Raw genomic sequence first — 11,416 nt, 5'->3', positions numbered from 1 at the left:
TTGCGACCGCTTGCGCGCCCACCCCCCTCGCGCCGCTGCCACAGGCCGCCCCGGGCGGTGCCCGCATCGATGAAGCCTTGTTGTCCGACGCGCCTGCACCGAAGGCCAGCACCGCACCGGACGCCACCATGGCGCTGCAAGGTCAGATGGGCATCAAGCTCGGCGCCTGGCAGGACGAGCATGCGAGAGGCATGAGCTTCGGCTTCTTCTTTCAGGGGCAAGTCGAACGCGGCAGCCTCGCTCTCATGACACCACTGGGCAGCCAAGTCGCCCAGATCGACTGGACGCCCACCGCCGCCACCCTTCGCCGCGTCGGGCCCGGAGGTGGAGAAGACCTGCGCCGAGGCGGCATCGAGGAGCTGGCCGAAGCCGCCTTGGGCGAGGCACTGCCCCTTCAGACCCTGGTGCACTGGATGCAGGGGCGCCCCGATCCAGCGCTGCCTCACACCCCCCAAACCGAGGCAGGCCTGTTTGAACAAAGAGGCTGGCTCATCGACACGCGCGAACGCGCCCAAGGCCGCATCGTCGCCACGCGACACGGCCGCCCCGGCTTGCGCGATGCTCGCATTTCGGTGCGACTGGATCCCTGACACCACACGACATGCCCAGCCTCCATGACCTGGCAGCACCTGCCAAGATCAACCTGTTCCTGCATGTCACCGGCAAACGCCATGACGGCTACCACCTGCTTCAGTCCGTCTTTGTGCTGCTGGACTGGCATGACACCTTGCACATCGAGACCCGCGAAGACGGCCGCATCATCCGGCATGACCTCAACGTCCCGCTGCCCGCCGACGACCTGTGTGTGCGGGCCGCCCGCCTGCTCCAAGCAGAGGCTGGCACCCACGGCGGCTGCGACATCCACATCGAAAAGTCATTGCCGTGGGGCGCCGGACTGGGCGGCGGCAGCTCCGACGCCGCGACCGTTCTGCTGGCGCTGAACCGACTCTGGGGTCTGAACTGGTCAGCACAACGCCTCGAAGCCCTGGCCGTCAAGCTCGGTGCAGACGTGCCCTTCTTCGTGCGAGGCCGCAACGCCTGGGTCGAAGGCATCGGCGAGCAGATCACCCCCATCGAGTTGCCACCCGAGGTGTTCGACACGCCACTGGCGCTGCTCAAGCCCCCTGCTGCCATCCCGACCTCGGCGATTTTCGGCAGCCCTTTGCTCAAACGCGACACAGAGCACGCTATACTTGCCGCCTTTCTTGCAGCGCCAAAGCGCTTTGGTCGAAACGACCTGCAGGAGCCCGCCGAAGCCTGGCGCGAGACCGAGCCCCCACCCGCTGGGGATGCCGGCAGCCTCAGGCCCGAAGCGAGCGACGGCAGGCAAGTCAGCCAAGCTTTGAGCGCCATGCAGAACCGCTTCGGCAACAGCCGGATGACCGGTTCGGGCAGCACGGTGTTTTCATGGGTCAACCATGCACAGACGCCCCACCCCGAGCAGGTCCTTCAGGCGATTGAGGCGAGCCTGCATGGAGGCCACTGGGTCGGTCGCGTCTGTCGCGTGTTGCCGTGTCACCCTTTGCTTCACCTGATTGGCAGCGATGCGGCCAAGCCATGACGAAGCGAAGCAAAAACACAACAACTTGCAATCACAGTCAAAAACGGGCTAGAATGTGAGTCTCTCGTCAAGAGAGCAGATTACAAGGTTGCGAGACACAAAGCTTCGGCGAGTGACTTGAAACCTGTGTAGGGGAATCGCCAAGTTGGTTAAGGCATCGGATTTTGATTCCGACATACGAGGGTTCGAATCCTTCTTCCCCTGCCAAATTTTCCAGGTGATCGGTTGCAACACGCAAACTGACCACCGACTTGCCCCAAGCCTGCCACCCTCAAAGGTGATGTCTGGGCGATGGCCAAGGCAAGCCCTGGTGAACACCAGCTGCGCATGCCGGGCTTCCTCGACGGGCAAGTGAAGGGCAAGACGTTTTCGCAGCCACCACCGTCACGCCCGCCATGCTTTCCGACACCGTACTGTTCACTGGCAATGCCAACCCGGCCCTCACCCAGGAGATCGCCACCCAGCTCGGCGTTTCGCTCGGCAAGGCATCCGTGGGTCGTTTCTCCGATGGTGAAACCACCGTCGAGATCCAGCAGAACGTGCGCGGCCGCGACGTGTTCGTCGTGCAGTCCACCTGCGCGCCCACCAACGACAACCTGATGGAACTGCTGATCATGGCCGACGCGCTCAAGCGCGCTTCCGCCCAACGCATCACGGCCGTCATCCCCTACTTCGGCTACGCTCGCCAGGACCGCCGCCCGCGCTCGACCCGCGTGCCCATCTCAGCCCGCGTGGTTGCCAACATGCTTGAAGCAGTCGGCGTCTCCCGCGTGCTGACCATGGACCTGCACGCCGACCAGATCCAGGGTTTCTTCAACATCCCGGTCGACAACATCTACGCCTCCCCGGTGCTGCTGTCCGACCTGCAGTCCAAGAACTACACCGACCTGGTGGTGGTCTCGCCCGACGTCGGCGGCGTGGTGCGCGCACGCGCCCTGGCCAAGCAACTCGGCTGCGACCTGGCCATCATCGACAAGCGCCGCCCCAAGGCCAACGTCTCGGAAGTGATGCACGTCATCGGTGAGATCGAAGGCCGCAACTGCGTGATCATGGACGACATGATCGACACCGCCGGCACCCTGGTCAAAGCCGCCGAAGTGCTGAAAGAGCGCGGCGCCAAGAGCGTCTACGCCTACTGCACCCACGCCGTGTTCTCGGGCCCGGCCATCGAGCGCATCAAGGCCTCTCACCTCGACGAGGTCGTCATCACCAACACCATCCCGCTGAGCGAAGCCGCCAAGGGCACGCCCAAGATCCGCCAACTCAGCACCGCCTTCCTGTTTGCCGAAACCATCCGTCGCATCACCGACGGCGACTCGGTGACCTCCCTCTTTTCGGAACAGAACAACAACTTCTGATTTCGAAAATCCTCGGTTGCTTCAGCAATGCAGCGGCCTTTTTCCAAGCGCCTGGTCGCGGGCGCTTCACTCAACTGGAGTACTTCCATGAAATTCACCGCTTTCGAGCGCAACGTGCAGGGGACCGGAGCGAGCCGCCGCCTGCGTGACGCTGGCAAGACCCCCGGCATCGTCTACGGCGCCGGCAAGGCCCCCGTCGTCATCGAACTGGACCACAACGCGCTGTACCACGCCATGCGCAAAGAGGCCTTCCACTCGTCCATCCTCGAGATGGACCTGGGCGGCACGGTCGAAAAGGTCCTGCTGCGCGACTACCAGAAGCACCCGTACAAGCAACTCGTGTTGCACGTGGACTTCCAGCGCGTTGACGCCACCACCCGCATCCACAAGAAGGTGCCCGTGCACTTCGTGGGCGAGGCCGACGCTCCTGCCGTCAAGCTGGACAAGTGCCTGATCAACCACGTGACCACCGAACTGGAAATCGAGTGCCTGGCTGAACAGCTGCCCGAATTCCTGACGCTGGACCTGAGCAAGGCCGTCAAGGGCCAAGTCTTCGGCGTGGAAGACCTGGGCCTGGCTGCCCACATCAAGCTGATCACCCACGGCCGCAAGGCCCCGACCCTGGCCACCGTGGTCGAGCCGGTGGAAGAAGTGATCGCTGCTCCGGTGGTCGCCGAACCCGCCAAGGGCAAGAAGAAGAAGTAATCTTCCTCCCCTGCCTGACAAGGCCTCCAAAGCCATGTGCTTTGAGTCAAGCCCCGCTTTGGCGGGGCTTTTCTTTTTCTGACCTGATCGCGAACAATCGCCGCCATCATGATTCGACTGTTTGTCGGCCTGGGCAACCCAGGCACCGAGTACGAAGACACCCGCCACAACGCCGGCTTCTGGTACATCGACGGCCTGGCCCGGCGCCTGGGTGTGTTCCTGCAGCCTGATCGGGCCTACCACGGTCTGGTCGCGCGGGCCAACACGCCGCAGGGCCCGGTGTGGCTGCTGCAGCCGCAAACGTACATGAACCTCTCGGGCAAGTCGGTGGGAGCGCTGGCTCGCTTCTTCAAGGTGAACCCCGACGAGGTGCTGGTGGCCCACGACGAGCTCGACCTGCTGCCAGGTCAGGTCAAGCTGAAAAAGGGCGGCGGCCACGCCGGCCACAACGGCCTGCGCGACATCCACGCTCAACTGGGCTCACCCGATTACTGGCGGCTGCGCCTGGGCATCGGGCACCCCGGCGTCAAGCACGAGGTCGCGGCCTTCGTGCTGCGCAAGCCTCCGCAAGCCGAACGCGAGTCCATCTTCAAGTGCATCGACCAATCGCTCGACGCCACCGAAGCATTCCTCAAGGGTGAGATGAACGAGGCCACCAAGGTCATCCACGCCGGACCTCAACGACCCAAGCCACCGCGCAAGGAGCCCCTGCCTGCGCAGTGCAAAGACAGCGAGGCGGGGGGCAACTGAAACGCACCATGCACCTCGCCACCACCGCCCTCGCCTGCCCATCGCGCACCAGCCATGCTTTGCTGGTGTGGCTGATGTCGCTGATGGCTTGCGCTCTTCTCGGCACGCCAACGAGCGGGTCGGCACAGACCGACCAGGTGTGGCGGTGCGTGTCCAGCGAAGGCGGGGCAGCCTACCAGTCCACGCCTTGCCAGAGCGGCGGTCGAGTCCTGCCCGCGAGCAAGGGCCCGTCGCCAGAAGACCAGCGAGCGTCTGCACAGGTGGCCAAGCGGGAGGCCGATCTGGCACGCACCATGGGCCGGCAACGCATCAGGCACGAGAAAGCCCGCGCCAACGCCCACGCCAGCCTGAGCGGTTCAGTCCGACAAGTCAGCGTTGGCCAGCCAGCCGCCAGCCATCTCAAGGCAAGCGAACGACGCAGGGCGCGAGCCAACAACAGGCACGCACGACAGCACCGCAACGACGTGTTCAGGGCCGAGGTCCCAAGTCCGCGCAAACGATCAGGTCAGGCTTCTCACGCAGGAGCGGCTTCGGCGCCCCCACCTTGAGCAGCCAGCGCCTGCAGGCCCTGGTACTTGATCATCAACTGCTCGGCGGTTTCCACGCGCAAGGGGTCGACCGGGATGCATTCGACCGGGCACACCTGCACGCACTGAGGCTCATCGAAGTGCCCGACGCACTCAGTGCAACGGTTGGGGTCGATCACGTAGATGGTCTCGCCCATCGAGATGGCCTGGTTGGGGCACTCGGGCTCACAGACGTCGCAGTTGATGCACTCTTCGGTGATCTTCAGGGCCATCGTGGCGAGCCTATCGAGAAGTCAGCGAGGCCGCGCCGGCACCACGCTGGCGAGAGGCCAGCTTGTCCTGCAGCCGCTGGAGCACGCTGGGTGCCACGAACTTGGACACGTCCCCACCCAGCATCGCGATCTCGCGCACGAAGGTGCCCGAGACAAACTGGTACTGATCGGAGGGCGTGAGGAACACCGTTTCGACGTCCGGCATGAGCTGGCGGTTCATGCCGGCCATCTGGAATTCGTATTCGAAGTCGCTGACCGCACGCAGGCCCCGCACCACCACCTGACCGCCGTGCTGGACCACAAAGTCGCGAAGCAGGCCATCAAAGGCCATGACTTCGACGTTGCCATGCTCGCTCGCGAGCTCCTGGGCCATGGCCAGTCGCTCTTCGACGGTGAACAAGGTCTTTTTGTGGTGTCCCGCAGCCACCGCCAGGATGAGGCGACCAAAGAGCCGGCTGGCGCGCCGCATGAGGTCAGCGTGCCCCAGCGTCATGGGGTCGAAGGTGCCTGGGTAGATGGCGGTCAACACTTGTGGTGGGTTCAATCGGTGCTCCATTAGAGGCGACGAGAGCGCCGCCAGTGTAAGGCTCAGTCGGTCGAAGCAACCGCAGGCTGGGAGAAGGCCTCGCGGCGAAACAGGTGAAAGTGCACTGCACCGGCCTGTCCGTGACGATGGCGGCTCAGAGCGTGCAACCAAGCGCAGGCCCCAGCATCCGCCGTTGATGCCGGCCCGCCCAGCTCGTGGGGTGCCTCGACATAGATCCATCCGCCCTCGGGCACGCAGGTGCAGGCGGCATCCAAGGCTGCGTCAAAAAGGCCTTCGTCAAAAGGTGGGTCCAGCAAGACCAGGTCAAAAGCCTGCCGGGCAGACGGCATCCAGCTCAGGGCATCGGCCTGCAACACCTCCAGGCGCTGCCCTGGCTGGGCTGAAGTGCCTTGCGTCAGGCGTTGAACGACGGCTTTGAGCGAGCGCACCAGGGTGGCATCGCGCTCGACCAGGGTCACGCGTTCGGCGCCTCGCGAGGCGGCCTCCAAGCCAAGGGCCCCAGAGCCGGCAAAAGCATCCAGCACACGCCAGCCGGAGAGGTCCTGGCCCAGCCAGTTGAAAAGGGTCTCTCGCACACGGGCAGGCGTCGGGCGCAAGCCTGCTGCAACGGGCACGGGCAGGGGCGTTCGTTTCCACCGGCCACCAATGAGGCGCACTTCCTGGGTCGAGCTCGCGGCCACGCGTTGCGCCGAGCGAGCCTGGCGCTCGCGGACACCCTGGGTCGCATCGGGGCGGTCGGCTGGGCCGCGAGGGTGGCGGGGGGAGCGTGGTGGCATGGCGTGTCGTGCAGGAGCGCGCATTGTAGAGAAGCGCCCCTCTACAATCCTGCACATGTTCAGTTTCATCAAGAAAAAGCTGGGGTGGGGCGCGGCTCAGCCTGATGCCACCCCGAGCGAGGCGCTACCCACCGACGGCGCACAGGGCAAGGCAAGCGCGGCCGAATCGGCAGCGCCGCCCAAGCAGTCGCCCAGCGACACCGACTTGTTGCCTCGCGCAACGGCGGCGAGCGCCACCACGCCTGCGACGAACGCCGCCCCTGCCGCGGTGGCCGATGCGCAGCCCGTGGTGACGAGCGCCGAACCTGCGCGCCGCTCCTGGCTCGACAAGCTGCGCAACGGCCTGCGCAAGACCGGCTCCAGCATCGCACAGGTCTTCACCGGCACGCAGATCGACGACGCGCTGTACGAAGAGCTCGAAGCCGCCCTGTTGATGGCCGACGCAGGCGTGGCCGCCACCGAGCACCTGCTGCAAGACCTCAAGCACCGCGTCAAGGAGGCCAAGGCCACGGACCCTGCGCAGGTCAAGGGCCTGCTGATCGACGCCATCACCGATTTGCTGCAGCCGCTCGAGAAAAGCCTGGAGGTGGGTGAGCACACCCCGACGGTCATCATGGTCGCGGGCGTCAACGGCGCGGGCAAGACCACGACCATCGGCAAGTTGACCCGTCACCTCTCGGATGCTGGCCAACGGGTGCTGCTGGCCGCCGCCGACACCTTCCGCGCGGCTGCGCGCGAGCAGTTGCTGGTCTGGGCCGATCGCAACCGCGTCGACATCGTCAGCCAGGACGGCGGAGACCCGGCGGCCGTGACCTTCGATGCCGTTCAGGCAGGCAAGGCTCGCGGTTGTGACGTGGTCATCGCCGACACCGCAGGCCGACTGGCCACGCAACTGCACCTGATGGACGAGCTCAGCAAGGTCAAGCGCGTGATCGGCAAGGCCATGGACGGCGCCCCCCACGAGGTGCTGCTGGTGGTCGATGGCAACACGGGCCAGAACGCGCTGGCACAGGTCAAGGCCTTCGATCAGGCCCTGGGCCTGACCGGCGTGATCATCACCAAGCTGGACGGCACGGCCAAGGGCGGTGTGCTGGCTGCCATCGCGCTTTGGTCGCGCGAGCGCCAGGCGACGGTGCCGGTTTACTTCATCGGCGTGGGTGAAAAACTGGAAGACCTGCAAACCTTCCAGGCACGAGAGTTCGCCCAGGCGCTGTTGAGCTGATCAACCTGCGCCGGCGGTTCGCTGGGGCGGCGCAACAGGTCAGGCCTTTTCAGCAACGCGGGTGCCCTGGGCCCCGTCGAGCGGCATGCGCCCCGAATCGAGGTCCATGTCGTCGAACCACGTCGACGGTGGGGGCTCCTTGCGTTCGCCGTCGGCGCCACCGCTGGCCTCCCACTCGTCCATGGCCTCGTCGATGACCACGTCGATCGCCCGCTCCTGCAGCGAAAGCCCTTCGAAGTTGCCGCCGCCCTGCAGCGAGGCCACGACGGCCGCAGCTTCCGCGTCGCGACGCGCCGTGTCGTTGCCCGACTGGCTCTGCGGCCCGGTGCTGGCTGTGGCAGCGCCCAGGATGGCCTCGCGGGCCACCACCGGCCCTGGCAAAGCACCTTCCAGCCAGATGTGAACCGGGATGCGCGCGCCATCGAGCACGCGATCCATGCGCGCATGCCGACGGCGGGCGCGCTCGTTTTCTTTTGAAGCAGGCTGGCGCACCTCGACCACGGCGATCACCTGGGACTGAGCGTCACAGACGACCAGGTCAGCGCACAGAGAGCCGACGCGACGCAACCACTCCGAATACGGGTTGCGGGTGGGCACCTTGATGAATCGGGCCACCGGCACCTGCCCCAGCACCATGTGATCGGGCAGCGCCCGGCGCAGGACGTGCCAGGCTTCCCGCTCGTGGGCGGTCAACACACGCGTGGCCACGGGAGCCCAGTCGATCAAGGTGTCGAGTTGATCGGGGGTTCGCTCTCCTCGGCCCCGAGACAAGCCCAGGCGCCTTCCTTTGCCCGCGTCGCGCTGTTCCCGACGAGCCGATGCATCGGAGCGATCGTCATCACGACCGGCCTTTTCAGACCTTCGGCGCGCGGCACGCGAGGCCCGCGCACGCTGCGAAGCGGCGCGCTGACGCACCACCCACAAAGCCGCAGCCAGCCCCAAGGTGCCCACGCCTGCCAGCCACATGGGCCACATCGAAACGACGTCCATACCAAACCTTTCCAACTCGGTCGTGGGTGAAGCCACCCACATCCGCCGGATCATCGGCTGTTCAGGCGATGACTGAAGGCCACCTCAACCAAGCGGTACAGACGTCACATCCGCTAACAGGTGTGCAAAAGTTGGCGGTCAGGCTGAAATGCGGCTCAGCGGCTCAGCGTCCCATGCCGGGCAAGCCCTTCATGCCGCCCATGCGTTTCATCATCTTGAACAGGCCGCCACCCTTCATCTTTTTCATCATCCCCTGCATCTGGTCGAACTGGTTGAGCAGGCGGTTGACGTCCTGAATCTGCACCCCCGCACCGGTTGCGATGCGGCGCTTGCGGCTGGCCTTGCTCTTGCCATCCATCAGCAAAGAGGGCTGGGCGCGCTCCTTGGCGGTCATCGCGTTGATGATGCCTTCCATGCGGCGCATGTCGCGCTCGGCCTTGCCCATGTCGGCCTGTCCGGCCTTGGCGGCGATCTCGGTGGGCAGCTTGTCGATCAGGCCCGAGAGGCCGCCCATCTTCTTCATCTGGCTGAGCTGCGAGAGGAAGTCGTTGAAGTCGAAATCGGCGCCGGACTTGACCTTCTCGGCCAGCTTCTGCGCGGCCTCGATGTCGACGCCCTTTTGCACCTCTTCGACCAGGGCCACGATGTCGCCCATGCCGAGCACGCGGCCGGCGTGGCGCTCGGCGTCGAACACCTCCAGGCCGTCGATCTTTTCGGACACACCGGCGAACTTGATCGGCACGCCGGTGACCTGGCGCACAGACAGCGCCGCGCCACCGCGCGAGTCACCATCGAGCTTGGTGAGCACGACGCCGGTCAGCGGCAGCGTGTCCTTGAAGGCCTTGGCGGTGTTGACGGCGTCCTGGCCCTGCATGGCGTCGACCACGAACAGGGTTTCGACCGGGCTGAGCTGGGCGTGCAGGGCCTTGATCTCGGCCATGAGCGCTTCGTCGATGGCCAGTCGGCCGGCGGTGTCCACCAGCAGCACATCGAAATAATGGCGGCGGGCGTGATCGACTGCCGCAGCCGCTATGTCGGCTGGCTTCTGATCGGGCGTGGAAGGGAACCACTCGGCGCCGGCCTGCGCCGTCACCGTCTTGAGCTGCTCGATGGCGGCAGGGCGATAAACGTCGGCCGAGACCGTCAGCACCTTCTTCTTGCGCTTTTCGATCAGGTGCTTGGCGAGCTTGGCGGTGGTGGTCGTCTTGCCGGCGCCCTGCAGACCGGCCATCAGGATGATGGCGGGCGGCTGGGTGGCGAGGTTGATGTCGGCGATGCCCTCGCCCATCGTCGCGGCCAGCTCTTTCTGGACGATGCTGACGAGCACCTGCCCGGGCGTCAGCGAGGCGATGACCTCCTGGCCCAGCGCTTTGTCCTTGACGCGGGCGACGAAGTCGCGCACCACAGGCAGCGCGACGTCGGCTTCCAGCAGGGCCATGCGAACCTCGCGCAGCATGTCCTGCACGTTGGATTCGGTGATGCGGGCCTGCCCGCGCATGGTTTTGACCAGGCGACTGAGGCGTTCGGTGAGGTTGGAAGCCATGAAGAAGCGCTTTGCTCTCGTAAACTGATCACATGATTTTATCGCCCACCTTCTGGCCCAGCGTGTTGGCCGTCATCGGCTACGCCGTGGCCATCGGCTGGCCCCAGCGCGCCGAGCAGACCGGACACCGCGTGCCCACGGTGCTGGCGGCTTTCTGCCTGCTCGCCTGGCTGTCGCAGGCGGTGGCCATCGGGGTGGACGTACTGGCGCTCGATGCCCCCCAGGCGGGCGCCCGCTTCGGTTTCGCGCCTGCGCTGTCGGTCACGTCGTGGCTGGTGCTGGGCGTGTACGCCCTGGAAAGCCGCCGCCTGGGCCTGCCTGCTGTGCGCCAGACCTTGGCCCTGCTGGCCGCTGTGAGCGTGGTGCTGGCCTGGGTCTTCCCCGGACGGACCCATGCGGCCGGCCAGATCGATGCCTGGGCCCCCTTGCACTGGGTCACGGGGTTTGCCTCCTACGGCCTGATCGGCGCAGCCCTGCTGCATGCGGTCTTGCTGACGCACGCCGAGCGCCGCCTGCGCTCCGGCACAGCAGGCTCAGGTCAGATCCCCTCACCTCACCGGCCCGCCGGACAAGCGCTGGGCATGCCGCTGCTGCGGCTGGAATCCTTGACCCTGAAGTTCGTGGCTGCGGGCTTCGCGATGCTGAGCCTGACCCTGTTGCTGGGTGCCGCCTTCACATCGCCTTGGAAGTGGGATCACAAAACCATCTTCTCGGTCCTGTCATGGTGCGTCTTTGCCGTCTTGCTCGTTGGCCGCGCCCGTTTCGGCTGGCGTGGCAGGCAGGCCATCCGCTGGTTGATCGCGGGCTCGCTGCTGCTGTTGCTGGCCTACGTGGGGTCGCGCTTCGTGCTCGAGATCCTGCTTCACCGTCCTGCTGCCTGAAGGGCCCTCATGCTGAAGTTCCTCCTGCTGGCTGCGTTGGTGCTGTGGCTGCTGTATTCGCCTGGCGTGCGCAAGCTGCTGCGCGGCGTTCGATCCAGTGAGCCTGCGCAGCCGCCGCGCCCGGCCCAGGCCAAGCCTGAACCAACCCAAACGACCGCCATGGTCCCCTGCGCGCACTGCGGCGTTCACCTGCCGGCCAGCGAGGCCCTCGTCAACGGGCAAGGCCAGCCCTTTTGCAGCGAAGCACACCTCCAGGTGGCCCGCCGCCCCGGCTGACCCGACAT

13 protein-coding genes and 1 tRNA gene are annotated in these 11,416 nt (G+C 65.7%); 9 read left to right on the top strand and 5 right to left on the bottom strand.

The window, feature by feature from the left end; all coding sequences use genetic code 11:
- The 6 genes from B2W70_RS02575 to pth form a co-directional block, all read left to right on the top strand.
- Positions 1–590, top strand: a 590-nt coding sequence (locus tag B2W70_RS02575; RefSeq protein WP_286742538.1) for a lipoprotein insertase outer membrane protein LolB, incomplete at its 5' end; no start/stop codon positions are given.
- Positions 591–601: 11 nt separating this feature from the next.
- Positions 602–1,561 (top strand): 4-(cytidine 5'-diphospho)-2-C-methyl-D-erythritol kinase, encoded by a 960-nt coding sequence (gene ispE, locus B2W70_RS02570; protein ID WP_286742536.1) that lies wholly within the window; start codon positions 602–604, stop codon positions 1,559–1,561.
- A 130-nt stretch (positions 1,562–1,691) separates the two neighbouring features.
- Positions 1,692–1,768 (top strand) — tRNA-Gln (locus B2W70_RS02565).
- A 188-nt stretch (positions 1,769–1,956) separates the two neighbouring features.
- Positions 1,957–2,919, top strand: coding sequence for a ribose-phosphate pyrophosphokinase (locus B2W70_RS02560; RefSeq protein ID WP_286742534.1), 963 nt, complete (start codon positions 1,957–1,959; stop codon positions 2,917–2,919).
- Positions 2,920–3,006: 87 nt separating this feature from the next.
- Positions 3,007–3,624, top strand: coding sequence for a 50S ribosomal protein L25/general stress protein Ctc (locus tag B2W70_RS02555; RefSeq protein WP_286742531.1), 618 nt, complete (start codon positions 3,007–3,009; stop codon positions 3,622–3,624).
- Positions 3,625–3,732: 108 nt separating this feature from the next.
- Positions 3,733–4,374, top strand: coding sequence for an aminoacyl-tRNA hydrolase (gene pth, locus B2W70_RS02550; RefSeq protein ID WP_286742528.1), 642 nt, complete (start codon positions 3,733–3,735; stop codon positions 4,372–4,374).
- Between the two features lie 514 nt (positions 4,375–4,888).
- Here pth and B2W70_RS02545 read toward each other — a convergent pair.
- Genes B2W70_RS02545 through rsmD form a run of 3 tightly spaced genes read right to left on the bottom strand, consistent with a single transcriptional unit; the run spans position 4,889 to position 6,496 of the window.
- Entirely contained in the window at positions 4,889–5,173 is a 285-nt protein-coding gene (locus B2W70_RS02545) for a YfhL family 4Fe-4S dicluster ferredoxin (protein ID WP_286742526.1), read from the bottom strand.
- A gap of 10 nt (positions 5,174–5,183) precedes the next feature.
- The gene (coaD, locus tag B2W70_RS02540) at positions 5,184–5,717 is read right to left on the bottom strand and encodes a pantetheine-phosphate adenylyltransferase (protein ID WP_407638778.1); all 534 of its coding nucleotides are present in this window, start codon (positions 5,715–5,717) and stop codon (positions 5,184–5,186) included.
- A 44-nt stretch (positions 5,718–5,761) separates the two neighbouring features.
- Positions 5,762–6,496, bottom strand: coding sequence for a 16S rRNA (guanine(966)-N(2))-methyltransferase RsmD (gene rsmD, locus B2W70_RS02535; RefSeq protein WP_286742524.1), 735 nt, complete (start codon positions 6,494–6,496; stop codon positions 5,762–5,764).
- A 55-nt stretch (positions 6,497–6,551) separates the two neighbouring features.
- Here rsmD and ftsY point away from each other — a divergent pair, with 55 nt between their 5' ends.
- A complete protein-coding gene (gene ftsY / locus B2W70_RS02530; RefSeq protein WP_286742521.1) occupies positions 6,552–7,718 on the top strand; it encodes a signal recognition particle-docking protein FtsY in 1,167 nt (388 codons plus the stop codon).
- A gap of 39 nt (positions 7,719–7,757) precedes the next feature.
- Here ftsY and B2W70_RS02525 read toward each other — a convergent pair whose 3' ends face one another.
- Both B2W70_RS02525 and ffh read right to left on the bottom strand, forming a co-directional pair.
- On the bottom strand, positions 7,758–8,708 hold the full coding sequence (locus tag B2W70_RS02525) for a DUF2726 domain-containing protein (RefSeq protein ID WP_286742519.1): 951 nt from the start codon (positions 8,706–8,708) through the stop codon (positions 7,758–7,760).
- Between the two features lie 163 nt (positions 8,709–8,871).
- Positions 8,872–10,251 (bottom strand): signal recognition particle protein, encoded by a 1,380-nt coding sequence (gene ffh, locus B2W70_RS02520; protein WP_286742517.1) that lies wholly within the window; start codon positions 10,249–10,251, stop codon positions 8,872–8,874.
- Between the two features lie 32 nt (positions 10,252–10,283).
- On the opposite strand from ffh, the gene B2W70_RS02515 reads away from it, so the two are divergent.
- Together B2W70_RS02515 and B2W70_RS02510 are read left to right on the top strand one after the other, a co-directional pair.
- On the top strand, positions 10,284–11,132 hold the full coding sequence (locus B2W70_RS02515) for a cytochrome C assembly family protein (RefSeq protein ID WP_286742515.1): 849 nt from the start codon (positions 10,284–10,286) through the stop codon (positions 11,130–11,132).
- Between the two features lie 9 nt (positions 11,133–11,141).
- Positions 11,142–11,408, top strand: a complete 267-nt coding sequence (locus B2W70_RS02510) for a PP0621 family protein (protein WP_286742513.1) — start codon at positions 11,142–11,144, stop codon at positions 11,406–11,408.
- Positions 11,409–11,416 lie beyond the last annotated feature (8 nt).

The sequence above is a fragment of the Aquabacterium sp. UBA2148 genome (genome assembly GCF_002328915.1).
GTDB lineage: Bacteria > Pseudomonadota > Gammaproteobacteria > Burkholderiales > Burkholderiaceae_C > Aquabacterium > Aquabacterium parvum.
Note: the sequence above shows the minus strand (reverse complement) of the source record. Positions and strands in the feature narration are given on the sequence as shown.

Excerpts from the sequence above, each read along its gene's own strand:
- B2W70_RS02555 (WP_286742531.1), top strand. The coding sequence starts at position 3,007 with ATGAAATTCACCGCTTTCGAGCGCAACGTGCAGGGGACCGGAGCGAGC.
- B2W70_RS02545 (WP_286742526.1), bottom strand. The coding sequence starts at position 5,173 with ATGGCCCTGAAGATCACCGAAGAGTGCATCAACTGCGACGTCTGTGAG.
- ffh (WP_286742517.1), bottom strand. The coding sequence starts at position 10,251 with ATGGCTTCCAACCTCACCGAACGCCTCAGTCGCCTGGTCAAAACCATG.
- rsmD (WP_286742524.1), bottom strand. The coding sequence starts at position 6,496 with ATGCCACCACGCTCCCCCCGCCACCCTCGCGGCCCAGCCGACCGCCCC.
- B2W70_RS02560 (WP_286742534.1), top strand. The coding sequence starts at position 1,957 with ATGCTTTCCGACACCGTACTGTTCACTGGCAATGCCAACCCGGCCCTC.
- ispE (WP_286742536.1), top strand. The coding sequence starts at position 602 with ATGCCCAGCCTCCATGACCTGGCAGCACCTGCCAAGATCAACCTGTTC.
- pth (WP_286742528.1), top strand. The coding sequence starts at position 3,733 with ATGATTCGACTGTTTGTCGGCCTGGGCAACCCAGGCACCGAGTACGAA.
- ftsY (WP_286742521.1), top strand. The coding sequence starts at position 6,552 with ATGTTCAGTTTCATCAAGAAAAAGCTGGGGTGGGGCGCGGCTCAGCCT.
- B2W70_RS02510 (WP_286742513.1), top strand. The coding sequence starts at position 11,142 with ATGCTGAAGTTCCTCCTGCTGGCTGCGTTGGTGCTGTGGCTGCTGTAT.
- B2W70_RS02515 (WP_286742515.1), top strand. The coding sequence starts at position 10,284 with ATGATTTTATCGCCCACCTTCTGGCCCAGCGTGTTGGCCGTCATCGGC.
- B2W70_RS02525 (WP_286742519.1), bottom strand. The coding sequence starts at position 8,708 with ATGGACGTCGTTTCGATGTGGCCCATGTGGCTGGCAGGCGTGGGCACC.